General features: G+C 75.2%; 20 protein-coding genes. 12 read left to right on the plus strand and 8 right to left on the minus strand.

Translation table 11 applies throughout. From position 1 onward, the window contains the following. Window positions 1–160: 160 nt before the first annotated feature. Entirely contained in the window at window positions 161–604 is a 444-nt protein-coding gene (locus Sfr03f_RS28620) for a hypothetical protein (protein ID WP_108957117.1), read from the minus strand. A 231-nt stretch (window positions 605–835) separates the two neighbouring features. On the opposite strand from Sfr03f_RS28620, the gene Sfr03f_RS28625 reads away from it, so the two are divergent. The 4 genes from Sfr03f_RS28625 to fxsA all read left to right on the plus strand — a co-directional run bounded on the left by Sfr03f_RS28625 (window position 836) and on the right by fxsA (window position 4,984). Further along, window positions 836–1,276 carry an Lrp/AsnC family transcriptional regulator gene (locus Sfr03f_RS28625; RefSeq protein ID WP_108957118.1) on the plus strand — a complete coding sequence of 147 codons (441 nt, stop codon included), beginning with the start codon at window positions 836–838 and terminating at the stop codon, window positions 1,274–1,276. Window positions 1,277–1,338: 62 nt separating this feature from the next. Further along, window positions 1,339–2,958, plus strand: coding sequence for an amidohydrolase (locus Sfr03f_RS28630; RefSeq protein ID WP_108957119.1), 1,620 nt, complete (start codon window positions 1,339–1,341; stop codon window positions 2,956–2,958). 569 nt (window positions 2,959–3,527) lie between these two features. Beyond that, window positions 3,528–4,322 (plus strand): polyprenol monophosphomannose synthase, encoded by a 795-nt coding sequence (locus Sfr03f_RS28635; protein ID WP_108957120.1) that lies wholly within the window; start codon window positions 3,528–3,530, stop codon window positions 4,320–4,322. Window positions 4,323–4,348: 26 nt separating this feature from the next. Continuing rightward, window positions 4,349–4,984: an FxsA family membrane protein gene (fxsA, locus tag Sfr03f_RS28640; protein ID WP_108957121.1), complete on the plus strand. Its 636-nt coding sequence runs from the start codon at window positions 4,349–4,351 to the stop codon at window positions 4,982–4,984. A 108-nt stretch (window positions 4,985–5,092) separates the two neighbouring features. Here fxsA and Sfr03f_RS28645 read toward each other — a convergent pair whose 3' ends face one another. The 4 genes from Sfr03f_RS28645 to yczE all read right to left on the minus strand — a co-directional run bounded on the left by Sfr03f_RS28645 (window position 5,093) and on the right by yczE (window position 8,575). Further along, complete coding sequence (locus Sfr03f_RS28645; protein ID WP_108957122.1) at window positions 5,093–5,470, minus strand: RNA polymerase-binding protein RbpA; 378 nt, start codon at window positions 5,468–5,470, stop codon at window positions 5,093–5,095. 265 nt (window positions 5,471–5,735) lie between these two features. After that, entirely contained in the window at window positions 5,736–7,082 is a 1,347-nt protein-coding gene (locus Sfr03f_RS28650) for an MFS transporter (RefSeq protein WP_108957123.1), read from the minus strand. A gap of 36 nt (window positions 7,083–7,118) precedes the next feature. Further along, on the minus strand, window positions 7,119–7,889 hold the full coding sequence (locus tag Sfr03f_RS28655; protein WP_108957124.1) for a glycerophosphodiester phosphodiesterase family protein: 771 nt from the start codon (window positions 7,887–7,889) through the stop codon (window positions 7,119–7,121). Beyond that, the gene (gene yczE / locus Sfr03f_RS28660; protein WP_290429982.1) at window positions 7,886–8,575 is read right to left on the minus strand and encodes a membrane protein YczE; all 690 of its coding nucleotides are present in this window, start codon (window positions 8,573–8,575) and stop codon (window positions 7,886–7,888) included. The genes Sfr03f_RS28655 and yczE overlap by 4 nt, the downstream gene beginning before the upstream one ends. A gap of 97 nt (window positions 8,576–8,672) precedes the next feature. Here yczE and Sfr03f_RS28665 point away from each other — a divergent pair, with 97 nt between their 5' ends. Next, a complete protein-coding gene (locus Sfr03f_RS28665) occupies window positions 8,673–10,172 on the plus strand; it encodes an SCO1417 family PLP biosynthesis transcription factor (protein ID WP_108957125.1) in 1,500 nt (499 codons plus the stop codon). A 64-nt stretch (window positions 10,173–10,236) separates the two neighbouring features. Here the strand turns inward: Sfr03f_RS28665 and Sfr03f_RS28670 are convergent, their stop codons facing one another. Together Sfr03f_RS28670 and Sfr03f_RS28675 are read right to left on the minus strand one after the other, a co-directional pair. Further along, window positions 10,237–11,931, minus strand: a complete 1,695-nt coding sequence (locus Sfr03f_RS28670) for a hypothetical protein (RefSeq protein WP_108957126.1) — start codon at window positions 11,929–11,931, stop codon at window positions 10,237–10,239. An 82-nt stretch (window positions 11,932–12,013) separates the two neighbouring features. Beyond that, window positions 12,014–12,208: a hypothetical protein gene (locus Sfr03f_RS28675; protein WP_108957127.1), complete on the minus strand. Its 195-nt coding sequence runs from the start codon at window positions 12,206–12,208 to the stop codon at window positions 12,014–12,016. A 452-nt stretch (window positions 12,209–12,660) separates the two neighbouring features. Here Sfr03f_RS28675 and Sfr03f_RS28680 point away from each other — a divergent pair, with 452 nt between their 5' ends. The 5 genes from Sfr03f_RS28680 (at window position 12,661) to Sfr03f_RS28700 (ending at window position 22,318) form a co-directional block, all read left to right on the plus strand. Next, the gene (locus Sfr03f_RS28680) at window positions 12,661–13,053 is read left to right on the plus strand and encodes an ankyrin repeat domain-containing protein (protein ID WP_108957128.1); all 393 of its coding nucleotides are present in this window, start codon (window positions 12,661–12,663) and stop codon (window positions 13,051–13,053) included. A 336-nt stretch (window positions 13,054–13,389) separates the two neighbouring features. Beyond that, on the plus strand, window positions 13,390–14,808 hold the full coding sequence (locus Sfr03f_RS28685) for a hypothetical protein (RefSeq protein ID WP_108957129.1): 1,419 nt from the start codon (window positions 13,390–13,392) through the stop codon (window positions 14,806–14,808). A 174-nt stretch (window positions 14,809–14,982) separates the two neighbouring features. Further along, a complete protein-coding gene (locus tag Sfr03f_RS28690; protein WP_108957145.1) occupies window positions 14,983–16,500 on the plus strand; it encodes a hypothetical protein in 1,518 nt (505 codons plus the stop codon). 103 nt (window positions 16,501–16,603) lie between these two features. After that, window positions 16,604–17,494: a hypothetical protein gene (locus Sfr03f_RS28695; protein ID WP_108957130.1), complete on the plus strand. Its 891-nt coding sequence runs from the start codon at window positions 16,604–16,606 to the stop codon at window positions 17,492–17,494. An 81-nt stretch (window positions 17,495–17,575) separates the two neighbouring features. Continuing rightward, window positions 17,576–22,318 (plus strand): hypothetical protein, encoded by a 4,743-nt coding sequence (locus Sfr03f_RS28700; protein WP_108957131.1) that lies wholly within the window; start codon window positions 17,576–17,578, stop codon window positions 22,316–22,318. Window positions 22,319–22,384: 66 nt separating this feature from the next. Here Sfr03f_RS28700 and Sfr03f_RS28705 read toward each other — a convergent pair whose 3' ends face one another. Next, window positions 22,385–22,798 carry a hypothetical protein gene (locus Sfr03f_RS28705; RefSeq protein WP_170145176.1) on the minus strand — a complete coding sequence of 138 codons (414 nt, stop codon included), beginning with the start codon at window positions 22,796–22,798 and terminating at the stop codon, window positions 22,385–22,387. 268 nt (window positions 22,799–23,066) lie between these two features. Between Sfr03f_RS28705 and Sfr03f_RS28710 the strand changes: the two genes are divergently transcribed. Next, window positions 23,067–25,583, plus strand: a complete 2,517-nt coding sequence (locus Sfr03f_RS28710) for a nitrate- and nitrite sensing domain-containing protein (RefSeq protein ID WP_108957132.1) — start codon at window positions 23,067–23,069, stop codon at window positions 25,581–25,583. Continuing rightward, window positions 25,580–26,017, plus strand: a complete 438-nt coding sequence (locus tag Sfr03f_RS28715) for a roadblock/LC7 domain-containing protein (RefSeq protein WP_108957133.1) — start codon at window positions 25,580–25,582, stop codon at window positions 26,015–26,017. Before Sfr03f_RS28710 ends, Sfr03f_RS28715 begins: the two co-directional genes overlap by 4 nt. Window positions 26,018–26,019: the final 2 nt, after the last annotated feature.

Consider the following 26,019-nt stretch of genomic DNA (forward strand, 5'->3'; position numbering starts at 1 on the left):
CAGTTCGGGCCGGCGGATGCGCGGCGCCGGCGACGCGCGGCCCACGGGACGCCGCCGGGCGGCGCGGCCCCTGCGACGGTGCCGGACGGGGCAGCGCCGGGCGGCGGTGCCGGACGGGGCGGCGCGGACGGCGGTGCCGGGCAGCGGTCGCGCGGCGGCGTCAGGCGGCGCGGCCCATCTGGCGGCGGGTGATCGGCGCGCGCATGGGGCGCGATCCCGGGCCGCCGACGTGCGAGAAGGGCTGGGTCCGCCAGTCCAGTCCGGCGGGCAGCGTGAGCAGCAGTCCGGTCTCCTGCTCCTGCGGGTCCGCCTCCGCGTCCGCCGCCTCGGCGTCCGCGGCGGCCCGGCCGGTGCCACCGCACACGGTGAGGCCGAACGGGTTCCACGGCGAGGCGCACAGCGCGTGCTCCGGCAGGACCTCCTCGTCCGCCAGGAGGGCGATGGGCTGCGCGCAGTCCGGGCAGACGACCCGGTACATCTCGAAGGTGTCGTAGGCGTCGAACTCGTCGTCCGCGGCGTCCGGTTCGACGCCCTCCGGCTCGGGCTGGACGACCTGCTGGAACTTCCTGGACGCGGAACGGCCAGGGCGCTGAAGACTGTGCATGGGTACTCCCCCTCGGGCTGGGCCGAACGGCTCTGCGGCCTCGACCACAGCAAGCATTTCCCTGCACCCCGGGCAGGTAATCACGTGAACATCGCGGAGCCCGGTCAAGAAGTGTGTCCTTCATCACATAGTCATGCGCAAACGCCACACACCGCCCACCCTCGCCCTCCACGCCGACCGACCCGTGGACGCGCCTGGGCCTGCACCATGCGCTGCCTGTAGCTTTTGCGCATGGAGGAGCTGGACCGACAGATCGTGCGGCTGCTCGTCGAGGACGGGCGGATGAGCTACACCGACCTGGGCAAGGCCACGGGCCTGTCCACGTCCGCCGTGCACCAGCGGGTGCGCCGGCTGGAACAGCGCGGCGTCATCCGCGGCTACGCGGCGGTCGTCGACGCCGAGGCGGTGGGACTGCCGCTGACGGCGTTCATCTCGGTGAAGCCCTTCGACCCCAGCGCCCCCGACGACATCGCCGAACGGCTGGCCGGGGTGCCGGAGATCGAGGCGTGCCACAGCGTCGCCGGCGACGAGAACTACATCCTCAAGGTGCGCGTCGCCACGCCCCACGAGCTCGAGGAGCTGCTGGCCAGGGTGCGCGCCCTGGCCGGGGTCTCCTCCCGCACCACCGTGGTGCTCTCCACGCCCTACGAGGCCCGCCCGCCGCGCCTCTGACCCGCCGGGACCCGCCCGACCCCCGCGCGCCGGACGGCGGGGCGGGGCGGGAGACTGTCCCCATGAGTACTGGCACCGCCCCGACCTCCCGCACCGTGCTCCTGCGCGGCGGCGAGGTCCACAGCCCCGCCGACCCCTTCGCCACCGCCATGGTCGTCGAACACGGCCACATCGCCTGGGTCGGGTCCGAGGGCGCCGCCGACGCCTTCGCCGAGGGGGTCGACGAGGTCGTCGACCTGGAGGGCGCCCTGGTCACCCCGGCGTTCACCGACGCCCACGTGCACGCCACCAGCACCGGCTTCGCCCTCACCGGCCTCGACCTGTCGGGCGCCCCCTCCCTGGAGGCGGCCCTCGGCCGGATCCGCGAGTTCGCCGCCGCCCGCCCCGCCGACCGGGTGCTGCTCGGCCACGGCTGGGACGCCGCGCGCTGGCCCGGCGGCCGCCCGCCGGCCCGCGCCGAGCTCGACGAGGCCACCGGCGGCCGCCCGCTGTACCTCTCCCGGGTGGACGTGCACTCGGCCGTGGTCACCACCGCGCTGCTCGACCTGGTCCCCGGCGTCACCGCCCTGACCGGCTTCGAGGCCGACCGCCCGCTCACCGGCGACGCCCATCACGCCGTCCGCGCCGCCGCCTTCGGCGCCGTCACCCCCGCCCAGCGCGCCGAGGCCCAGCGCGCCGCCCTGGCCCACGCCGCCTCCGTCGGCATCGGCACCGTCCACGAGTGCGGCGGCCCGAACATCTCCTCCGAGGACGACTTCACCGCCCTGCTGCGGATCGCCGCCGAGGAGCCCGGCCCGCGGGTCGTCGGCTACTGGGCCGAGCAGGACGTCGACAAGGCCCGCGCCCTCGGCGCCCTCGGCGCGGCCGGCGACCTGTTCGCCGACGGCTCCCTCGGCTCGCACACCGCCTGCCTGCACGACTCCTACGCCGACGCAGGACACGCCGGCACCCCCTACCTGGACGCCGCCGCGGTCGCCGCCCACGTGGCCGCCTGCACCGAGGCCGGCCTGCAGGCCGGTTTCCACGCCATCGGCGACGCCGCCGTCACCGCCGTGGTCGAGGGCGTCCGCGTCGCCGCCGAGAAGGTCGGCCTGGCCCGCGTCCGCGCCGCCCGGCACCGCGTCGAGCACGCCGAGATGATGACGCCGGAGACGATCGCCGCCTTCGCCGAGCTGGGGCTCACCGCCTCCGTGCAGCCCGCCTTCGACGCCCACTGGGGCGGCGAGGACGGCATGTACGCCCAGCGGCTCGGCGTCGAGCGGGCCCGCACCCTCAACCCGTTCGCCGCCATGCTCCGCGCGGGCGTGCCCCTGGCCTTCGGCTCGGACAGCCCGGTCACCCCGCTCGACCCGTGGGGGACCGTACGCGCCGCGGCCTTCCACCGGACCCCGGAACACCGGGTCTCCGTCCGCGCCGCCTTCACCGCCCACACCCGCGGCGGCTGGCGGGCGATCGGCCGGGACGACGCCGGCGTGCTGGTGCCGGGAGCACCCGCCGACTACGCCCTCTGGCGCACCGGGGAGCTGATCGTGCAGGCCCCCGACGACCGGGTCGCCCGCTGGTCCACCGACCCGCGCTCGGGCACCCCCGGCCTGCCCGACCTCACCCCCGGGAGCGACCTGCCGGTCTGCCTGCGCACGGTGGTGGGCGGCGAGACGGTCTTCGTACGGCCGGGCGAGTGATCTCCGGCGCGGGAGCGGGCGCCCCCACGCCCCGCGGATCCACCGCCCCGCTCCCGCGCCCCTAGGAGAAGGAACGTTCCCCGAACGCCCCGCGTCCGCCCGTGGCCCGGGTTTGACAGGGCGCGGCGGGCGGCGGGTAGGTTCGGCCGGGTCCACCACCGGACGCCCGACCGGGAGCCTCCGCGCACTCGTGGCGCCGCCGCTGGGTCGGGCCGGTGCGCCGGGGCGGCGCACCGGCCCGCTGTGCCAGGCCCAGCGGCCGTGACGCCCTGAGGGAGGCCGTCGCCGGTCGGCAGGTGAGACCAGGGCGGGGTGCCGGAGCTCAACAGACAACGGCCCGGGAGGATCCGCAGCCGGCGGGTCCCGGGCCGGCCCGAAGGGCTCCGGCCCCCGCCTGGCGGGCGCTTTCCGGCGTTTTGCCGCCGATGCCCCCGCCGCGGGGCGGGCACCCCGTCGCGTTGCCGTGTCCCGCCGCGAGCCGCGCACTAAGGTGGTCCCCTGCGTAGGGACTTGGCTGTGCACGGCGCCCGCTTCCGCGGGGACGACGGCGCGGAAACGGAAGGTCAGCAGTGAACGACGGCGTGGGCGCCCCCGCTGCGGGGGGCCAGGAGAGACGGTTCGGCCCGCTCGGCAAGGCCTTGGTGATCATCCCCACCTACAACGAGGCCGACAACGTCGCGCCGATCGTCCGCCGTGTCCGGGCAGCCGTTCCCGAGGCGCACGTTCTGGTGGCCGACGACAACAGCCCGGACGGGACCGGCAAGATCGCCGACGAGCTGGCGGCCGAGGACGACCAGGTGCGGGTGCTGCACCGCAAGGGCAAGGAAGGCCTCGGCGCCGCCTACCTGGCCGGCTTCCGCTGGGGCATCGAGCACGGCTTCGACGTCCTGGTCGAGATGGACGCCGACGGCTCCCACCAGCCGGAGGAACTGCCCAGGCTGCTCACCGCGCTCAAGGGCGCGGACCTGGTCCTCGGCTCCCGCTGGGTGCCCGGCGGGCGGGTCGTCAACTGGCCGCGCTCGCGTGAGTTCATCTCCCGCGGCGGCAGCCTCTACTCCCGGGTCCTGCTCGACGTCCCGATCCGCGACGTCACCGGCGGCTTCCGCGCCTTCCGCCGGGCGACCCTGGAGGGGCTGGGGCTGGCCGACGTGGCCTCCCAGGGGTACTGCTTCCAGGTCGACCTGGCCCGGCGGGCCGTGAAGGCCGGCTACCACGTGGTCGAGGTGCCGATCACCTTCGTCGAGCGCGAGCACGGCGACTCCAAGATGAGCCGCGACATCCTGGTCGAGGCGCTCTGGCGGGTCACCGCCTGGGGCGTCACCGAGCGGGCCGGCCGCGTTCTCGGACGGCCCCGGCGCGGCTGAGAGGAGCCGCCAGGCACACTGGAGACATGACGACCGGTCCTCAGCGCTCCTTCCCTCCCAGCTCTCCCGGATCCTCCACGCAGCGCCCCGCCCGCAGGCCCCGCTCCCGGGCGCGCGCCGCGGTGCCGCTCGCGTTGGCCGCGTGGCTGGTGCTCGAGATCTGGCTGCTGACGCTGGTGGCGGACGCGGCCGGCGGCATCACGGTGTTCGCCCTGCTCGCGGCCGGTGTGGTGCTGGGCGGCGCGGTCGTGAAGCGGGCCGGGCGACGCGCCTTCCGCTCGCTGGACGCGACGCTGCGCGGCGCGCGGGGCGACGGCGTGCCGTCGGACGCCGGGCGGCGCGACCCCTCGCGGAGCGAGGGCAACGGGCTCACCATGCTGGGCGGCATCCTGCTGATCGTGCCCGGCCTGATCACCGACGTGGCGGGGCTGCTGCTGCTCGTGCCGCCGGTGCAGCGCGCGGTGCGGGCGGCGCTCGAGCGGACCCTGGAGCGCCGGCTGACGCGGGCGACCGCGGGCATGGAGGGCCTCCTCCAGCAGGCGCGCATCCACCGGCCGGACGGCAAGGTCGTGCAGGGCGAGGTCATCCGCGAGGAGCCCGCCCGCGACCACGGCGGCCCCGGCTCCGAGGACCAGGGCCCGCGGCCTCCGCTGGTGCCCTGACCCCGGGCCCGGGCCGCAGGCCACGACAACGGCCGCGGGCGCCGTACGTGTTCCCACGTACGGCGCCCGCGGCCGTGTGCTGTTCGCGGCGCCGGGCCGCGGCGAGGCCTACGCCGACTTGCGGCGCGTGTCTCGGGGATGAACAGCGATGTTCATCGCCCCGGAACGCAGCACCGCGAGTCGCTCCTCGAGGACTTCCTCGAGCTCCTCACGGGTACGACGCTCCATGAGCATGTCCCAGTGCGTACGGGCCGGCTTGGCCTTCTTCTCCTCCGGTCCGTCGCCGTCCACCAGGAGTGCCTGGGCCCCGCAGACCTTGCACTCCCACTCCGGCGGGATCTCCGCCTCGACCGAGAAGGGCATCTCGAAGCGGTGCCCCTTCTCGCATGCGTACTCCACCGCCTGGCGCGGGGCCAGGTCGATGCCGCGGTCGGTCTCGTAGCTGGTCACCACGAGGCGCGTGCCGCGAAGAGCTCGCTCACTCATGAATCGTGCCTCCCGGGCTTGTCGCCCACAGGACAGGTGTCGCTGTCGTCGTCATCCGGCTCAACGTCCGGTCGGCGGTAAAGATTCCCGTTCCAGCCAATGCGTCGCCGTCGTAGCCGCCCCTTGTTGTACCCACCATTGCCCGGTTTGTCACATCTGGCAGGAGATGTCACTCGACGTCGCGGCGTCTTTGTCGCGCAGTAACGGTACGCTTGGCAGGCCAAACGCGTACACTACCGCCCCGCCATCTCCGCTGCCAAAACCATCAGAGCTTCTCCGGAACCGTGTTCCCCGCCTCGGCGACGGCACGCCGCACGGGTATGCGGGCGAGGAGCAGGAATCCGAGCGCGAAGAAGACCACCAGCGAGATGATGGCGTCCCGGTAGCTGCCGGTCAGCTGGTACGTCAGCCCGAAGACCAGGGGGCCGAGCCAGCTGGTGCCCCGGTCGCTGATCTCGTAGGCCGCGAAGTACTCGGCCTCCTTGCCCGGCGGGATCAGGTGCGAGAAGAGGGACCGTGAGAGCGCCTGGCTGCCGCCCATCACCAGGCCGATGCCGGCCGCCAGCGCGAAGAACCAGACGGCGTCGCCGGACGGCATGAAGTAGGCGGTGGCGACGACCAGCGTCCACGCGGCGAGCGAACCGAGGACGGTGCGCTTCGCGCCGTGCCGCCTCGCGATCCGGCCGAGCGCCAGCGCACCGGCCACCGCCAGCACCTGCACCAGCAGCACCGCCGTGATCAGTGTGGACTGCTCCAGGCCCAGCTCCTCGGAGCCGAAGACCGCCGCCTGCGAGATCACCGTCTGGATGCCGTCGTTGTAGACCAGGTAGGCGAGCAGGAATCCGAGCGTCAGCGGATGACGGCGCATGTCGCGCAGCGTCTCCAGCAGGCGGCGCGGGGCGGAGGCGGAGGTTTCGGTCACCTCGACCCGGCGGTCGCGCAGGCGGCGCAGCGGGATCAGCGCGAAGACGCCCCACCACACGCCCGCGGAGGCCAGGCAGATGCGGACCGCCTCCGACTCGGTCAGGCCGAAGGAGTCGTGCATCGTGTACAGCACCAGGTTGAGGACGAGCATCAGCGCGCCCGCCGCATACCCGAAGGCCCAGCCCTTGGAGGAGACCGCGTCGCGCTCCTCGGGCGTAGATATCTGCGGGAGGAACGCGTTGGAGAGCATCGCGGCCACCGACTGCGAGGCGTTGGCGACGACCAGCAGCACGCCGCCCAGCAGGTAGCGGTCGCCGTCCAGGAGGAACATGCAGGCCGTGGCGAGGGCGCCGAGGTAGGCGAAGGCCCCCAGCAGCGGCTTCTTCCGGCCGGTGCGGTCCGCGGCGGCGCTCACCAGCGGCATCAGCACCACGGCGACGATCACCGACAGGGACACCGTGTAGGCGAAGAAGGACCCCGCGCTCACCGGGATGCCGAAGGGGTGGACGAAGCCCTCGTCGTCGGCGGCGGCCTTGGTGACCGAGGTCAGGTAGGGGCCGAGGAAGACGGTGAGCACGCTGGTGGAGTAGACCGAGCAGGCCCAGTCGTAGAAGTACCAGCCGCGCTGCTCGCGCCGACGTCCGTCGGCCGTGCCGGCCGCCCCCGTCCGCACTGTGATGCTGCCCACCCGATCCTCGCTTCGCGCCGTGGGGGCCGCGCACGCTCAGACCCAGGTGCCCCGGTCCTCCATGACCGCGCGCAGCGTGTCGATGTGATCGGTCATGATGCCATCGACCCCCAGGTCCAGGAGCCTGTGCATTTCTACGGAATCGTTGACCGTCCAGACGTGGACCTGCAGGCCGCGGGCGTGGGCGGCCCCGACGAAGCGGCGATCCACCACGGGGACACCGGCCTGGGCGACCGGGACCTGCGCGGCCAGCGCGGAGGCGCGCAGCCCGACCGGGACACCCCAGGAGCGCAGCCGGAGGGCGAGGACGCCGGCCGTGCCGTAGGAGGTGGCCAGCCGCGGCCCGGCCAGCCGTTGGGCCCGCGCGACCCGGGACTCGGAGAACGACCCGAGGCACACCCGGTCCCAGGCGTTCGTGCGTTCCACCAGTTCCAGCAGCGGCAGCAGGGCGCCCTCCTCCTTGACGTCCACGTTCCAGCGGACCTCGGGGAAGGTCTCCAGCAGTTCGGACAGGAGCGGCACCGGCTCCCGCCCGGCGACCCGCGCCTGCCGGACCTCGCTCCAGGGCAGCTCGGCGATCCGGCCGGCGCCGTCGGTCACCCGGTCCAGGGTGTCGTCGTGGAAGGCGACCAGGACGCCGTCCGCGGTGACGTGGACGTCCGTCTCCATGTACCGGTACCCGGCGTCGGCGGCGCGGCGGAACTGGGCGGCGGTGTTCTCCAGCCCGTCGGCGTCCCCGCCGCGGTGGGCGAAGGGGATCGGTCCTGGGTGGTCCAGGTACGGGTGCGGGGTCCGGGTCGTCGTCACGGTCGCAGTATCGCGCCCTGCGGCTCGGCGGAGCAGCGCGGGGCGGGGGCCTGCTCCCCGGCGGGCGCGGGGGTCGGCTCAGCGCTGGACGCGGGGTCCGGCTCCGCGGTGGGCGCGGGTGTGAACAGGCGCAGGAAGAACTGCACCAGCGGTCCGATGGCCAGCGCGTACAGGAGGGTGCCGGCGCCGACGGTTCCGCCCAGCAGGAATCCGGTCAGCACCACCACGACCTCGATCGCGGTGCGCATGCTGCGGATCGAGCGGCCGGTGCGACGGTGCAGGCCGGTCATCAGGCCGTCGCGCGGGCCGGCCCCGAATCCCGCGGCGATGTAGAGCCCGGAGGCCGCGCCGTTGAGCACCAGACCGGCGAGCAGCAGCGGCCAGCGCACCGTGAGCGCGTCGGCGTCGGGGACCAGGAAGAGGGTGGCGTCCATGGTGAGGCCGACGACGAACACGTTGGAGACGGTGCCGAGGCCGGGACGCTGCCGCAGGGGTATCCAGAGCAGCAGGACCAGCGCGCCGACCAGGATCGAGACCACGCCCACCGTCAGGCCGGTCAGCTCGGACACCCCCTGGTTGAGGACTCCCCACGGCTCCAGGCCCAGTTCGGCCCGCAGCAGGAGCGCGGTGCTGACCCCGTAGAGCGTGAGGCCGAGGTACAGCTGGACGAGACGTCGGGCGAGCAAGGCGACCCCCTGTGGTGATGTTGGACCGGCGCATGCCACTCTGTGGCTCGGGTCCTGCGGCTCGACAGGGCCAATTCGGGGAAGGTGGACTGGACGGATGCAACGGTGGACCTCCGTGGTGGGAGCCGCCCAGCTGGCGCGGCAGCTCGCCTCGCAGCAGGAGCGGCCCTCCGCGCCGGGCGGGCGGCGACCCCCCGCCTACCGGGCCCTCGCCGACGGCATCCGGCTGCTGGTGCTGGAGGGACGGGTGCCGGTCGCCGCGCGGCTGCCCGCCGAACGGGAGCTCGCCCTCGCGCTCTCGGTCAGCCGGACCACCGTCGCCGCCGCCTACGAGGCGCTGCGCGCCGACGGCTTCCTCGAGTCCCGGCGCGGCGCCGGCAGCTGGACCGCCGTGCCGCCGGGCAACCCGCTGCCCGCCCGCGGCCTCGAGCCGCTGCCTCCGGAGTCCCTCGGCACGCTCATCGACCTCGGCACCGCCGCGCTCAACGCCCCGGAACCCTGGCTGACCCGGGCCGTCCAGGGCGCCCTGGGGGAGCTGCCGCCGTACGCCACCACCCACGGCGACTACCCGGCCGGGCTGCCCGCCCTGCGGGCCACCATCGCCCGGCGGTACACCGAGCTCGGCGTGCCCACCATGCCGGAACAGATCATGGTCACCACGGGCGCCATGGGGGCCATCGACGCCATCTGCCACCTCTTCGCCGGCCGCGGCGAGCGGGTCGCCGTCGAGTCCCCCAGCTACGCCAACATCCTCCAGCTGATCCGGGAGGCCGGGGCCCGGCTGGTGCCGGTGGCCATGGGGGAGGGGCTCTCCGGGTGGGAGATGGACCGCTGGCGACAGGTGCTGCGGGAGTCCGCGCCGCGGCTGGCCTACGTGGTCGCCGACTTCCACAACCCCACGGGCGCGCTGGCCGACGAGGAACGCCGGCGGACGCTGGTCGACGCCGCCCGGGCGGCCGGCACGGTGGTGGTCGCCGACGAGACCATGCGGGAGCTGCCGCTGGACGCGGACGTCGAGCTGCCGCGGCCGATGTGCGCCTTCGACCCCGCGGGTTCCTCCGTGATCACGGTCGGGTCCGCCAGCAAGGCATTCTGGGCGGGCATGCGGATCGGCTGGGTGCGGGCCGCGCCCGAGATCGTCAGGTCGCTCGTCGCCGCGCGCGCGTACGCGGACCTGGGCACGCCGGTGCTGGAGCAGCTGGCGGTGGCCTGGCTGATGGACACCGGGGAGTGGGCGGACGCGGTCGCCTGGCGGCGCGCCCAGGCCCGCGACAACCGGGACGCGCTGGTGGCCGCGGTCCGGCGGGAGCTGCCCGACTGGGAGTTCGCGGTGCCGTCCGGCGGGCTCACCCTGTGGGTCCGGGCGGGAGGGCTCTCCGGCTCGCGGATCGCGGTCGCGGGGGAGCGGGTGGGCGTCCGGGTGCCCTCGGGGCCCCGCTTCGGGGTCGACGGGGCCTTCGAGGGGTACGTGCGGCTGCCGTTCACCGTGGGCGGCCCGCTCGCCGACGAGGCGGCCGCGCGGCTGGCCGCGGCGGCCCGCCTCGTCGCCTCCGGCGCCCACCTCGGCCCGGAACCGACCCGCACCTTCGTCGCCTGAGCCGCGCGAGCAGGGTTCCGGCGGCAGGGGGCGCGTGGGGGGCCGTCCCGCGGAGGGCGTCCTCCTACAGTTCCGCCCGGGCGGGTTCCGCCGGTTCGGGGTCGGGGGCGAGGTGGGGCTCGTCCAGGGACTTCGGGTCCTTCACGATGTCCACCGCGGGCACTCCGGCCACCTCGGGCGGCTCGACCGCCTCGTTGACCGGTTCGGCGGCGGCCGCCGGGGCGGTGCTCCCGGCCGTGCCGGCGGCCCGCGGCGGGAGCAGCTCCAGCACGGCCGCGCGGTGTGCCTCCCCGGCCGTCTCGTCGTAGGGGTCCGGCGTCGTCGGGACCTGCACCCGCAGCACCGGTCCGGCGCCGAGGCGGGCGTAGCCCCGCCCGGGCGGTACCAGCGCCGGCGGAGTGGTGCGCGGCGCCGCCCCCAGCACGGCGGCCAGCTGGGCCACGGACGCGGGACCCAGCACGACCCGCGCCCGGGTGTGCTGGCGGACCGCCTCGCTCAGCGCCTCCGCGCTCTCCATGTGCTCGGCGACGACCACCGTGACGTTGGCCGCCCGCCCGTGCCGGAGCGGTACCTGGAGCAGTGCCTGCGGGTCCGCGCCGCCCTCCGCCGCCGCCAGGTGACCCAGCGCGGCGGGGCGGTCGACCACGATCCACAGCGGCCGCCGGGTGTCCTCCGGCACGGCGAGTCCGGACTGCCGCGCCCGGTTGGCGGCGATCAGCCGGCGCTCCGTCTCCCGCGCGGCCCACTCCAGCGAGGCCCGGGCGCCCGCGGGGGAGCACTCCACCGCGACGACGCCGTCGCGCCCGGTGAGGCAGGCGTACTCCCCGGCGGCCCCGCCGTCCACGATCAGCACGTCGCCGTGGCGCAGCGCCTGCAGGGCGACGCACCGCAACAGCGTCGACGTGCCGCTGCCGGGTGAGCCCAGCGCCAGCAGGTGCGGCTCGGTCGAGCGGGCCCCGGTGCGCCACACCACCGGCGGCACGTCCCGGCGCTCCCCGCCCTCGCCCTCGCCCAGCGGGAGCGTGCGGGAGATCTCCGTCGGGTCGGTGAAGCCGAGGACCGTCTCGCCCGGCGCGGTGACGAACGCCTGCGCCGTGAGGTCGGCGGGCAGCGGGGGCAGCACCTCCAGCGTGAGCCGGTTCGCCTCCTCGTCCCAGACGAACCGGTACTCGCGCCCGCGCCCGGCCTTGGCGTGCAGCAACTGCTCGATGCGGGCGCGTGCCTCGGGCTCGCCGTCGGGGAAGTAGGGGGGATAGCGCAGCACCAGCCGGGAGACCCGGCCGGTGCCGTCGAACTCGTGGGTCTCGAAGGGGCCCTGCCACTCGCCGCCGTGCGCGTAGAGGGGCGCGGGATCGTCGGCGGTGGAGAAGTAGGGGACCAGTGCCTCGTACAGCGACGTCAGACGCCGGGCCTGGTCCTCGTCCGGGGCGCCCCGGGGCCGCCGGGCCGCGCCGTCGCGGCCCTTCCACGCGGCCGCCGCCATGGTCGCGGCGGCGGCCAGCACCGGTCCGTAGGGCGTCAGCACGACCACCAGCAGCAGCGACGCCACCAGGAACAGCAGGGGCCCGCGCCGGTCCTTGGGCGCTGCCGCCCACCGCCTGCGGGCCGCCACGGCCAGCCGGCCCAGCCCGCGGGCCACCGTGATCAGCGGGTGGAGCACGTCGGTGGCGCCGGCGCCCGCCGTCCGGGCCAGCTCCCGGCCGCGGGCGACGTGTGCGCCGCTGTTGGTCAGGATGCGGGGGAGGGGGCGCCGGGCCACTGAGGTCTCCTGGTTCCGTGCCGACCGCGGTGGGTCGCGGGGTGTGCGGGGGAGGGAAGGCTGGGGGCGGGGCCGCCCGGGGTCAGAACTTCAGTCCGCCCAACAGGCTCGCCAGGCTCTCGCCGCCCGCCTTGATGCTCGGCGCGATGGCCGTGCTGGACAGGTAGAAGCCGAACAGGACCGAGACGACGGCGTGCGAGCCCTTGAGGCCGTCCTTCCGGAAGAAGAGGACGACGATGACGCCGAAGAGCACGACGCCGGAGATGGACAGGATCATGGGGATCTCCTGGTGTTCGGGTGGGGACAGTCACCACGAGTTGTTCCAGGATCACAGCATGTATCGATACGACAAAAGGTGCAACTGAGTGATTACGTGACGTTTTCCCCCGGTTGGTGGAGGTGTCGTGCGGGGTTTCGTGGACCCGGTGGCGTACACCGCCGTCCGCACGCGGCCGCGTGCGGACGCCGACGATCTTGACCGCGGTGCTCCCGGAACCCGGGCAGCGGCCCGCGGCATGTCGTCGATTCACTCGTACGGTGGAGCGTGTGTTGCGGTGCGCACGCCCGGATGTGAGCCCTCGACCGGCCTTCCGCCCGCACGCCGTAGGCTCTGCGGGGTCCCGTCCATCCGGACGCGCCCCGTCGGCCCGTTGCGCCGGACGGCGGTACGGGCCGACGGGCACGTGGACACCACCCCGCACCGACACGAGGAGAGAGGCGGACCGGGCGATGAGCGAAGCCCCCGACCCGGAGGTCGTGGAACTCGCGACCAGGGTCTTCGAGATGGCGCGCAAGGGCGAGACCGAGGCACTCGTCCGGTACCTCGACGCGGGTGTCCCGGCGGACCTCACCAACGACCGGGGCGACTGCCTGGTCATGCTCGCCGCCTACCACGGCCACGCCAGGACGGTCCGGGCCCTGCTCGACCGCGGCGCCCAGGCCGACCGGGTCAACGACCGCGGGCAGACGCCGCTGGCCGGCGCCGTCTTCAAGGGGGACACCGAAGTCGTCCGGGCCTTGCTGGCCGGCGGCGCGAACCCGGCCGCCGGTACCCCCTCGGCCGTCGACACGGCCCGCATGTTCGGACGGGCCGAGGTGCTCGAACTCTTCGGCGCCGCCTGACCTTTGACCGCCGCACCGCCGTGACCTCGGGCGAAGCCGGAACCTCCGGCGGCCGAGGGCGGGAGCGGCCGAAGGGGACGCTCCGGACGCCCCCACCGAAATCCGGTCGCCACGCGGCGAACCGGGGAGTCATGATGGCCTGGTGATTCACGGACGCGACGGTTGGGCAGGAGTTGCCGAACCGCGTGGACCGTGACCGGTCCGTGAGGACCACAGACGAGAGGCAGAGGAAAATGGTCTACCACGAGCAGAAAACGGCGGGAGCCAGGACGTGCTGTCGCGGCCAGGTGCAGTGATCTCCCGGTTGCGTCGACGCTTGATGTGAGGCTGTTTCCCATGTTCGATCCGGTCATAGCGCCCAGCGGCACCCTGCTCGGCCTGCTCCAGCGGGGCCGAGGCGACGGGACGCTGCACGCGCTCACCGCTCCCCGCGCCGAGGCGCTCGCGGCCCTCGACGAGTGCGTGCTCCACGATCCGCGCCACGACTGGCAGCTGGAGAACCGCTCCCTCTATTACGCCAGGCTCTGTCTCGACCTCGACGGAGGCCTGGCGGCGGTCGAGGCCCACCTCTTCGGGCCCGACGACGTACTCGACACCGAGGAGAACCGCACCGGACTGGCCCTGTCCGTCCTCGGACACCTCGCCTCCTACGGCCGCGGTGACGCCCTGGCCCTGCTGCGCCGTTACGCGGCCCAGGGGTCCAACTGGGCCTGGGCCCTCGACGAGCTCGCCCTGCGCGACGACGACGCCGGCCTGCGCGCCCTGGCCGAGCCCGTGCTGGCCCGGTTCCCCGCCGACGCGGCGGGGGACGCCGAACTGGCCCGCGTGGTGCGCGACGCCTTCGAGCCCCGGCCCTGGCGCCTGTGGGCCGACGACCTGCGCCCCGCCGTCCGCGACCGGGTCCGCGCGGCCCGCGACGCCGCCAGCTTCGACCGCTGGCAACGCCAGCTCGACTCCACCGGCCCGCGGCCCTCGTGGGGCGTGCGCGCCATCCTCGACTGGGCCCAGCAGGGGGCCGAGCGGGGCGTGCAGCTCCAGGCGCCCGCCGCCCGCTGCCTGCTCGCGGTAGCCGGTCCCGAGGACCGCCCCGAACTCCTGGAGGCCGCCAGGTCCGGCCCCGACGGAGCCCGCGCCGCCGCCCTGCGCCACCTCGCCGACACCGGCGACCCGCTGGCCCTCGACCTCGTCGACGCCGCCGTGGCGGACGGCTCCTCGGTCGTCCAGGAGGCCGCCGTCGACGCCTTCGAGCGGACGCGGTCCGCCGCGGCCGTCGACGCGGCCCGCGCCTGGTCCCACCGCCCCGACCCGCTCGGCGCGGCGGCCGGCCGCGTGCTCGCCCTGCGCGGCGACGCCCGGGACGGCGCGCTGGTGCTCGCCGCGCTGCGCACCGCGGTGCGGACCGAGGGACCGGACGCGCCGACCCTGTGGACCCTGGTGGACGGCGCCGGCCGGCTCGGCATCGGCTGCGCCGCGCCGGTGCTGCGGCACGTCTACCGCGAGACGGCCTCCTCGTCCCTGCGCGGCCGGGCCGCGCGGGCGCTGGCCGCCACCGACCCGTCCTTCGCGGCCGGGTTCGCGGTCGAGTGCCTGTGGGACTGCGAGGAGACCACGCGGGAACTGGCCGCGCGGCACGCCGAGACGGGTGACGCCCGTGTCGCCGAGCGCCTGCGCCGGCTCGCGGCCGACCCCGCCGAGGAGGACGACGTCCAGCTCGCCGTCCGCTCCCGCATCGCCACCGACAAGTCCGCCGCCTGATCCCGCCGCCGCCCGCCGTCCGCCGCCGCCCCGTCCCGGGGGCCACGGCGGGCGGCGTCGTCGCCCGCAGGTCGGCGGAGGTGCCGTGACGCCGCCGTGACGACCGTCGTCACATAAGCGCCGTTTCGACCCGTGTCACCCCGAGGACCTAGTCTGTGCACCGTGACCTCGCCCGTGACGCACCCCGTCGAACTGCCCCGCCCCGGCTCCGCGCTGCCGCGCCTGGCCGTCGGCCCGGCGGCCGACGAGGGCCTGGCCCGGCGGCTGCGCGCCCTCGCCTGCACCGCCCCGCTCCACGACCTGGACGCGCGCAAGGCGAACCTCTCGGGCGAGTTCTCGGTGTACGGCATGGCCGAGGTGGCCCTCGCCGCCATCGACCTGGTCACCCTCACGATGGACTTCGACACCGGCGCCGACCACGAGCAGATCGTCACCCGGCTCACCCCCCGCGTCGCGGCCCAGGCGCCCCGCCGCCCGGTCGCCGAGCACGAGCGGGTCGCGCGCTGGGTGCTGGAGAGCCTGATCAACGTCGGCAGCGTCGACCGCGGCTTCCGCGCCGTCTACGGCACCTTCACCGCCGACGGCGTCTACGTCCGCCGCGACTACGACTTCAAGCTGATCGAGGAGGTCCCCGGCCCCGGCGGCGGCGTGTACCTGCGCACCACCGACGAGGCGGTCAACGTCCTGGTCGGGGCGCTCGACACGGACGTCACCAGCGCCCAGATCGCCGCCGAGGTCAAGCTCGAGGTGCTGATCAACCGCGGCCGCCTCGCCGACGCCCAGCTGGCCGCCGAACAGGCCCGCTACCGCACGGTCCAGTACTCGGAGACGCTGCGCCGCGCCCTGGAGGCCACCCGGCGCAACGTCCGCGCCGTCGACTGGCTGAGGACCGTGCCCGACATGATCGCCGAGGCGCTGGAGCACGTCGCCGACCGGTACCGGCACGAGAACGCCATCCTCACCAACATCCGCAAGGCCAGGGACGAGTCCGAGGACCCCGGCCAGAAGCGCCGCGCCGCCGAGCTGGTGGACATCGTCAAGGACTGCATCCGCCGCCACACGCAGCTCCAGTCGAGGCTGCTGGAAGCCGGCCCGCTGTTCCGCGCCGAGCAGGACCGCCAGGCCTTCGCCGCCCCCGCCCGCACCGCCGGCACCGACCTGTACGGACAGCTCCTCGCCCCCGTCCTGCCGCTGCCCCTCGAGCAGTCGATCCAGGTCACCGACGCCTTCTTCGCCCACGGCACGGGCCTGCGCACGCCCGGATCGGTGCGCGTCGGCGACCTGGTCGACCTGCTCCTGACCCCGCCCGCCGAGCGTGAGCACCTGGGCGCCGAGATGCCCGAGCCCGATCTGATCGCCACCCCGGACGACAGCCGGTTCAGCGAGGGGCAGCTGGCCGCCGCCAAGGAGCTGCTCGACCTGCCGCCCGACGCGCCCCGGCGCCTGTCCGGACTGCTCGCCGAGGCCCGCCGCCAGGACCCCGACCTGCCCTACCTGGTCGCGCTGCTCGCGATCCACGCCGCCAGCCCTCCGGTGGGCACCGCCTACCGGCAGGGGGAGCCCCGTCTGCTGTTCGCGGTGGACGACGGCGCCGAACTCGACGACCCGGAGTTCGGCGGCGCCGACCTGATAGTGGGCACCGCCCTGCTGGACGCGGCCGGCATGGCGGCCGACCGGCGCGACTCCGCCTGACCGCCCTGCCGGCCGGGCCGCCGCAACCGCCGACAGGGCGGGCGCCCGTCGCCCGCCGCCCGCACTTCCCGCACGTGTACGACCGCACCGAGGAGCACCAGCAGTGACCGAGTCCGCCGAGTGGAGCGACCCCACGGCGACCGCCCCGCAGGGCGCCGCCGCCGGCACGCCCGCCGTGTCGCCCGCGGACACGTCCGACGCGGCCCGCCTGGTCGCCTTCGGGCTCCAGCCCAAGCTGCAGCCCGCCCGCGACCAGGAGTACGCCGACCTGCTGCGCCGCTACCGGGAGGACCCGCCGTTCGCCCGGCTCGCCGACGCCGTCGCCACCGGACTCGGCCTCGTCGTGCTGGAGGTCTCGCCGCGCGCAGGGATGGCGGTGACCGCCGCGGAGGGCTCCGTCTTCGCCGTCCGGATGGGCGACTACGCCCGCCGCGCCGCCTCCGACACCGCCGACCGCTTCCTGCACGGCCTGGCCCACCTCGCCGTCGCCGCCCTGGCCTTCCCCCGGCCGGAGGACCTCGCCGACGACGGCTACATCGGCCGGGTCACCGTCAACGGCGTGGACGCCTTCGTCCGCCAGGCCTGCCGCCGCCTCGAGCAGCGGGCCGAGGAACAGGGCGAGAACACCGACCCGGCCAGCGACGCCCCCGGCCTGGAGGCCGCGTGGCGGGTCTGGGCACGCCGCAGCGCCACCGGGGCCACCAAGGACTCCCGTCGCCTGGCCGGCTCCACCACCGGAATCGTCGCCAAGGCGGTCGCCTTCCTCGCCGACTCCGGCTTCCTGCAGCGCACCGGCGACGAGGGCGGCGGCACCTACCGCACCACCGCCCGCTACCAGCTCCAGGTGCGCGACATGGCGAGCAGCGCGGCCATGGGCGAGCTCCTGGAGCTCGGAGTGGTCCCGGTCACCGACGGCTCCGCCACCCTGCTGCCGCCGGACGACGCCGACGACCTCGACCTGGTCGCCGACGCCGGACTGCCGTTCCACTCCTGAGCCCCGCCGACCGGCCGCCCCCGCCCCCACCGCCTGACCCCCCACCGCCCACCGGCGCACGGAAGACTGACGAGAGCCCCCATGTACGAGCTGTCCCGGATCCGCCTCTACTCCATCGGGCCGGCCGGCGCGCGCTACGCCGACACCGTGCTGGACCTGCGCGGCGTGGGCGAGCCCGTACCCGACCCCGCACCCGCCCAGGCGGAGTTCTTCCAGGACGAGCCGGCCGGCCCGCCGCGCCGCCCGGCCCCCGCCGGCGTGCTCTTCCTGGAGAACGGCGGCGGCAAGTCCGTCCTGCTCAAGCTGATCTTCTCGGTGATGCTGCCGGGCCACCGCAACACGCTCGGCGGCGCCAGCTCCGGCGTGCTGCGCAAGTTCCTGCTCGCGGAGGACTGCGGCCACGTCGCCCTGGAATGGCAGCACACCCGCACCGGGGAACTCGTCGTCGTCGGCAAGGTCAGCGAATGGCGGGGCCGCCAGGTCTCCAGCGACCCGCGGAAGTTCGCCGAGGCCTGGTACTCCTTCCGGCCCGGCCCCGGCCTCAGCCTGGACAGCCTCCCGGTGGCCGAGTCCACCGCGATGCGGCCCGCCGCCGAGGGCGCCTCCGGCGCACGCGGCCGTCGCCGCACCATGAAGGGCTTCCGCGACGCGCTGACCGAGGCGGGCAAGTTCTACCCGCACCTCGAGGCGCACTGGGAGGAGATCCACGAGCGCTGGACCGAGCACCTCGGCGAACTCGGCCTCGACCCCGAACTGTTCCGCTACCAGCGGGAGATGAACGCCGACGAGGGTGAGGCGGCCGGCCTCTTCGCGGTCAAGAAGGACTCCGACTTCACCGACCTGCTGCTGCGCGCGGTCACCGACACCCGCGACACCGACGGGCTCGCCGACCTGGTCGCCGGCTTCGGCAACAAGCTGGGCCGCCGCGCCGAACTCATCGCCGAACGCGACTTCACGGCCGGTTCGCTCGACCTGCTCCAGCGGATCGTCGACGCCACCGACGCCCGGGCCCGCGCCCGCGAGATCCACACCGGCGCCGAGCGGCGCACCCGTGCCCTCGCCCGGCGCCTGTCCGCCCGCGGCGGCCGCGAGCGGGCCCGCGCCGCGGACCTGGCCGTTCGGGTCACCACGGCCGCCCACGCCGTCACCGAGGCCGAACGCACCCGCTCCCGCACCGCGCTGGTCGCCGCCGAACTCGCCTACCGCCACGCCTCCCTGGCGCTCGCCGGGGCGGAGAAGTCGGCCGCCGCGCAGAAGCGCGAACTGGCCGACGCCCGCACCCTGCACGCCGCCTGGCAGGCGGCCGAGTCCGTGCTGCGGCACCGGGCCGCCGCGGACCGCTCGGCCCGGGTGGCCGCCGCGATCCGCGAGGCCGAACGGGACGCCGCCCCCGCGCTCGCGGCCCGCGCCCGCGCCGCCGCGGACCTGGTGCGCGCGCTGCACTCCGAGGCCGAGCGCGCCGAGAGCCTCGCCAACGAGCAGGAGGAGCGCTCCGCCGCCCTCCAGGAGGCCGGCGACACCGCCTACCGCGACGGCACCGCCGCCGCCACCGAGGCCCAGCGCGCCCGCAGCGAGGCCGGGCACCTGCGCCAGCGGCTCGCCGAGGTCGAGCAGGAGACCGCCGAGGCGGTCGGCGCCGGATGGATCGACGGCAGCGCACCCGACGCCGACCCCGCGAAGGCGGCCCTGGCCGCCGGCGAGGCGGCGAAGAGCACCGTCGCCGCCTTCGAGGAGGCCCGGGAGGGCGCCCGTCGGGCAGCCGAGCGGGCCCGCGAGGCCGCCACCGCCGAGTCCCGCGCCGAACTGACCGCCGCCCGCGCCGCGGACGCGGCCACGGCCGCCCGCCGGGCCCACGAGTCCGAGCGGCGCACCGCCGAGGCGCTGGCCGCCGAGGAACGGCTGGCCGAGCTCCTCGGACTCCCCGCCGCGCGCCCCCACGGGACCGCCGCCGTGCCCGGCCCACGCCAGGGCGAAGCCGCGGACCAGGGGGAGACGGCGCAGACCGCCCCCTCCCGGCCGGGCGGCGCCCCGGCGGCTGCCACCGGGCGGACGACCGGCAGCACCGTCACCGCGCCGGCCGGTACCGCCGCCGCGCTCGGCGACGGCCGTCTCACCGCCGAACAGCTCGACCACTTCGCCGACGACCTGCGCGGCATGCTCGAGGACGCCGTGTCCTCGGCCGAACGCCAGCTCTTCGACCTGCGGACCGCCGCGGCCGACGACGCCCGCATCCTCGGCGCGCTCGGCGACGGCGGCCTGCTGCCGCCCGGCCCCGACGTGCTGGCCACCGTCGAGTACCTCGGCGAGCAGGGCATCCCCGCGCTGCCCGGCTGGCGCTACCTCGCCCAGGCCGTCGACCCCGCCGACCACGCCCGCGTCCTGGCGGCGCGCCCCGAACTCGTCGACGGCGTGATCATCACCGACCCCGCCTCGCACGTCCGCGCCCGTGAGGCGCTCGCCGAGGCCGCCCTGCTGCCCCGCTCCACCGTGGCCGTCGGCACCGCCGCGGCGCTCCTCGCGCCCGCGCCCGACCAGGCGTCGGACGACCAGGCCGTCTTCCTGGTCCCCCCGAACCCCGCCATGCACGACGAACACGCGGCGGACGAGGAACGCCAGGCGCTGCGCACCCGCGCGGCCCGCCGGGACGAGGACATCCGGGCGCTGGCCGCCCGCCTCACCAAGGACCGCGAGCTCGCCTCCCGCCTCGCCTCCTGGCGCCGGAGCTGCCCGGCCGGCCGGCTCGCCGAACTCGCCGCCGCCGCCGAGGCGGCCGCCGCCTTCGCCGACGAGTCCGAGGCCGAGCTGACCGAGGCCCGGACCGTCCGCGCCGAGACCGAGGAGAGCGCGGCCGAGACCGCCCGCGTCCGCGACGAACGCCAGGACGCCGCCCAGCGCGCCCGCCGCGCCGCCGACGCCCTGGCCGGCCTCGCCTCCCGACTGCGCGAACGCGCCGGCTGGCAGGTCCGGCTGCGCGAACTCGCCGAGGAGGCGGCCGAGTCGGAAGCCCGCGCCCAGGCGTGCCTGGACCGCGCCCGCGCCGCCGACGAGGACCGCCGTGCCGCGCAGCGCGCCGCCGACGACGCCCGCCGCACCGCCCGCGCCCTGCGCGCCGAACGCGCCGAGATCGCCGGCGCCCCCGAGGACCTCGGCCCGGCGCCCGAGGCCGCGAACGACGCGACGACCGCCTCCCTGCCCGCCCTCCGCGAGGCGTACCGGGCGGCCTCCCAGGTGTACGAGAAGGTCGGCGTCGGCGCCGACCTGCGGGCCGAACAGGCCCGCGCGGAGAGCGACGAGAGCGCCGCCCGCGCCGAACTCGACCGCCTCAGCAACAAGGTCCGCACCCGCGCCGAGCAGCTGCTGTCCTCCCCGGACGGCGCCGACGGCCCGTCCCGGCAGGCCGCCGCCGCTCGCGCCGAGGAACTCGTCCAGGTCCTGGAGACCCGGATGTCGCAGGCCAGCGAACAACTCGGCCGGCTGCGCGGCGACGCCGAGCGGCTCGCACCGGAGGAGGGCGAGCACCACACCGACCTGCCCGAGGACCTGCTGCCCCGCGACGCCGAGCACGCGCAGACGCTGCTGCGCACCGCGACCACCGAACTGTCCGCCCTCACCGAGGCGTTGCGCGAGGCGCGGGAGACCCACGCCTCGCTCCTCGACGACCACCGCGCCGCCGAGGACGCGGCCTCCGGCTTCGACGAGACCGCCGCCCTCCTGCGCGACCTGCTGCGCGAGCAGTCCGCCGAGGAGGACGCCGGGGAACCGGATCCCTACCCGGGCGACCTCGCCGAGGCCCGCCGGGCGGCCTCCGAGGCACGGCGCTCGCTGCGCGGCTGCGCGGCCGACCTGTCCGCCGCAGAGGCCGCCGTCCGCGAGGCGAGCGACATCCTGGTGCGGCACGCCAACTCCGTCCGCTACGAGCAGGTCCGCACGCCCGCCCGGCAGCAGATCCGCGAACTGCCCGCCGCCGCGCTGCCGGACCACGCCCGCGCCTGGGCGGAGGCGTTCGCGCCGCGGCTGCGCGTCCTCACCGACGAACTCGAGCAGCTCGAGCGCAACCGCGACTCGATCGTGGACCGGCTGCGCGGCCTCGTGGAGACCTCGCTCGCCACCCTCCGCTCGGCCCAGCGCCTCTCCCGGCTGCCCGAAGGGCTCGGCGAGTGGTCCGGCCAGGAGTTCCTGCGCATCCGCTTCGAGGAACCCGACCAGGCCACCCTCACCACGCGGCTCGGCGACGTCGTCGACGAGGCCACCCGGTCCGCGCTGAAGAAGAACTCCGACCTGCGCCGCGACGGCGTGTCGCTGCTGCTGCGGGGCGTGGCGGCGGCCCTCCACCCGAAGGGCGTCGCCGTGGAGATCCTCAAGCCGGACGCGGTGCTCCGCGCCGAGCGGGTCCCCGTCGGGCAGATGGGCGACGTGTTCTCCGGCGGTCAGCTGCTCACCGCGGCCATCGCGCTGTACTGCACCATGGCCGCCCTGCGCTCCAACGACCGCGGCCGCGACAAGCACCGGCACGCCGGCACGCTCTTCCTCGACAACCCGATCGGGCGGGCCAACGCCACCTACCTGCTGGAACTCCAGCGGGCCGTGGCCGACGCGCTCGGGGTCCAGTTGCTGTACACGACCGGCCTGTTCGACACCACCGCGCTGGCGGAGTTCCCGCTGGTCATCCGGATGCGCAACGACGCGGACCTGCGGGCCGGGCTGAAGTACATCAGCGTCGAGGAGCACCTGCGCCCCGGTCTGCCCCAGCCGGCCACGGAGGGGGAGACGGTGCACAGCGAGATCACCGCCACCCGCATGTTCCGCCGCTCGGCGACCACCTGACGGTTCGCGCACCCCCGCACGGGCCGCCGTTCCCTCGGGCGACGGCGGCCCGCGCGGGCCGCCGCGTCACATCGCGGGCTGGCCGCCGCGCCGGCGTATGCGCCGGAACTCCCGCTCCGCGGCACGCTCCTGACGGCGGGCCTGCCGCCGCTCACGGCGCAGCCGGCGCGCGGTGCTGCTCGGCTCGGACACGACCCCGTGCCGCTGGTTCCACACCTGGCGGGTCACCCACACGTCCAGGACCGCCCAGGTCGCGGCGACGATGCCCGCCACCGCCGCGATCACCGCCGGGAAGGCGAACAACGCCTTGGCCATGGTCAGCAGGAACGCGACCACCGCCAGCAGTACCGTGACCGCCACGACCAGGCCGGCGCGCACCGCCGCCGTCCGGACCGGGTCCGGCAGCCTGGTGTGCCGCGCGGGCACCTCCGTCCACAGCGGGCGCTCCGGCGCCCCCTCCGGCTCGGTCTCCTCGAACATCTCCGCAGTGTCCGGCAACACGACACCCCCTTCGTCCGCACGCTGATACCCCCACATCGTGGAGACGATCGGCATCCGCACAGGATTCCCGAAGCACGCGACAAATCTCCGCCAATCACCTGACTGCTACCCATGCCCGGCAGGTGACAGCGATTTTGAGCCTCCGTACCCTTCTTCGATCGGTCCCGCGCAGTAGTAGGCTCACGCCGTTTGATTGACGCACTGGTGTACCCGCCGGCTTCGGCGGGAGCCTGAATCGGGGGTGGCCATGGGCTTTCGCGGGACGTCCATCCGCAGGAAGATCGTGGCGCTGCTGATCGTGCCGCTGATGTCCCTGACCGGAATCTGGGCCTTCACCACCGTGCTCACCACGGGTGAGGCCAACCGCATGTTCACGGTGGCCACCGCGGTCGACGAGATCGGCTACCCGGTCGAGGAGGTCGTGGAGAAGCTGCAGGAGGAGCGCCGCCAGACCCTGCTCCACCTCGCGGATCCCGCCCACGCCGACATCGCGCTGCTGAGGCGCTACTGGGGCGCCACCGACCGCGTGGTGAACGTGGTCCGCGCCAACGCGCTCAAGGAGGACGTCGTCGACGCCCTCGGCCCCACCTCCGGCGACCAGCTCGAGGCGGTGCTCGACACCTTCTGGCGCGTGGAGACCGTGCGCAGCGCCGTCGAGCACGGTTCGGACGACCGCACCGAGGCCTACGCCGCCTACAACGAGCTGATCGACCAGTGCTTCGAGCTGCTCACCGCCCTCCCCGCGGCCGACACCGTCGAACTCGACCAGCAGGCACGGGCCGTGGTCAACCTGTTCCGGGTCCGCGAGCTGCTCGCGCGCGAGGACGCCCTGCTCGGCTCCGGTCTGGTCGCCAACGGAGGCCTCACCGTCAAGGAGACCCGGCAGTTCATCGACCTGGTCGCCCAGCGGAGCCTGCTCATCGCGGTCAGCGCCCCGATGCTCCCCGAGGCGGACCGCGCCCGGCACGAGAGCTTCTGGGAGGGCAAGGCCTCCGCGGCACTGCGCAAGGCCGAGTCCCGGGCGGACGCCGGACACCGGATGACCGCGCGCAACTGGGACACCACGGCCGGCGAGGCCCTCGACGGCCTCCAGCACCTCAACGACGAGACCGCCGACCGCTACCAGGAACGCGTCGGCCCGGTCGCCCGCAACATCATCCTCAAGGTCATAGCCGGCGGCGTCCTCGGTCTGCTCGCCGTCCTCGCCAGCGTCGTGGTCTCCGTCCGGATCGGCCGCGGCCTCGTCCGCGACCTGCGCCGTCTGAGCCAGGAGGCGCACGACGCGTCCGACGTCCGGCTGCCCGCCGTCATGCGGCGCCTGTCCGGCGGCGAGAAGATCGACGTCGATGCCGAGATGCCGCCCCGGGAGTACCCCGGCAACGAGATGGGCGAGGTCGGCCGGGCGCTGCACTCCCTCCAGCGCGCCGCCGTCACGGCCGCCGCCAAGCAGGCGGAACTGCGCGCCGGCGTCTCCGAGGTCTTCGTCAACCTCGCGCGCCGCAGCCAGGTCCTGCTGCACCGCCAGCTCACCTTGCTCGACACCATGGAGCGCCGGACCGAGGACAACGACGAGCTCGCCGACCTGTTCCGGCTCGACCACCTCACCACCCGCATGCGCCGCCACGCCGAGGGCCTGGTGATCCTCTCCGGCGCCGCCCCCGCCCGCCAGTGGCGCAAGCCGGTCCGCCTGGTGGACGTGGTGCGCGCGGCCGCCGCCGAGGTGGAGGACTACGAGCGGGTGGAGGTGCGCCGCCTGCCCCGGCTCTTCGTCAAGGGCCCGGCCGTCGCCGACCTCACCCACCTGCTGGCCGAACTCCTCGAGAACGCCACGGTGTTCTCGCCACCGCACACCGCCGTCCAGGTCCTCGGCGAGCGCGTCCCGGCCGGCTTCGTCCTGCAGATCCACGACCGCGGCCTCGGCATGGCCGGCGACGCCCTCGCCGACGCCAACCAACGCCTCGCCGAGACACCGGACTTCGAACTCTCGGACACCGACCGTCTCGGCCTCTTCGTGGTCAGCCGGCTCGCCCGCCGGCAGAACGTCCGGGTGTCCCTCCAGCCGTCCCCGTACGGCGGGACGACGGCCGTCGTGCTGTTGCCGGAGAGCGTGCTCACCGACGAGGAGCCGGACACCAACGGCTCGGGCATGCGGCTGGACCGCGCCCACGCCGCCGCGCGCAAGAGGCTCTCCGAGGCGGAGCGCACCGGCGAGCTCGAACTGGTCGAGGTCATCCCGCTGCAGGAGTCGCTGGACGAGCCGCTCGGTGGGGAACCCTCCTCCCGAGGGGGACTGCGGGTCCCGCGCGACGCGCCCGCCGCGCGGCCCGCGCCGGAGCACGCCGTGGAACCCGCGGGAGAGCCGGCGGGAGAGCCGGCGGCCGAACACGCGGCCGTTCCGGACAGCGACGGGGACGACGCCGGTCCGGTGCGTCCGGCGGCCGAGGCGCCCCGCACGGCCGGCGGCCTGCCGCGCCGGGTCCGTCAGGCCAACCTCGCCCACCAGCTCAAGAACTCGCCCGCCGACGGATCCGCCGCGCGGCGGAGTTCCGGGACGGAGGCGACGGACCCCGGCTCCCGTGACGCCGACGAGGTCCGCACCAGGATGGCCTCGCTCCAGCACGGCTGGCAGCGAGGGCGTGAGGAGAACGACGTCGCGGAGCCCGACGCCGGCCGGGACGCCGGCACGGGAACCGTGCCCGGGGAAGCGCCAGGGGGAGCGCGGACCGGAACCGTACACGCAACGACGAAGGTGGATGATCGATGACAGCCGCGCACCCGTTCGACGAAGCGGGAAGGGCAGCCTCGGGGGGACTGAACTGGCTGCTGGACGACCTGGTGGAGAGAGTCACCAGTATCCGCAAGGCCGTGGTGCTCTCGGGGGACGGCCTGGCCACCGGGGCGTCCAAGGAGCTCACCCGTGAGGACGGGGAGCACCTGGCCGCCGTGGCCTCCGGGTTCCACAGCCTGGCCAAGGGCGTCGGACGCCACTTCGAGGCGGGCGCCGTCCGGCAGACCGTGGTGGAACTCGAGGACGCCTTCCTCTTCGTCACCGCGGCCGGGGACGGCAGCTGCCTGGCCGTACTCGCCGACGCCGACGCCGACATCGGCCAGGTCGCGTACGAGATGACCCTCCTGGTGCGGAAGGTCGGCTCGCACCTGAGCACCGCTCCCCGTGACGAAATCATCACCGGCGGGTAGGG

The sequence above is a fragment of the Streptomyces fragilis genome (assembly GCF_003112515.1).
In the GTDB taxonomy this organism is placed as follows: Bacteria; Actinomycetota; Actinomycetes; order Streptomycetales; family Streptomycetaceae; genus Streptomyces; species Streptomyces fragilis.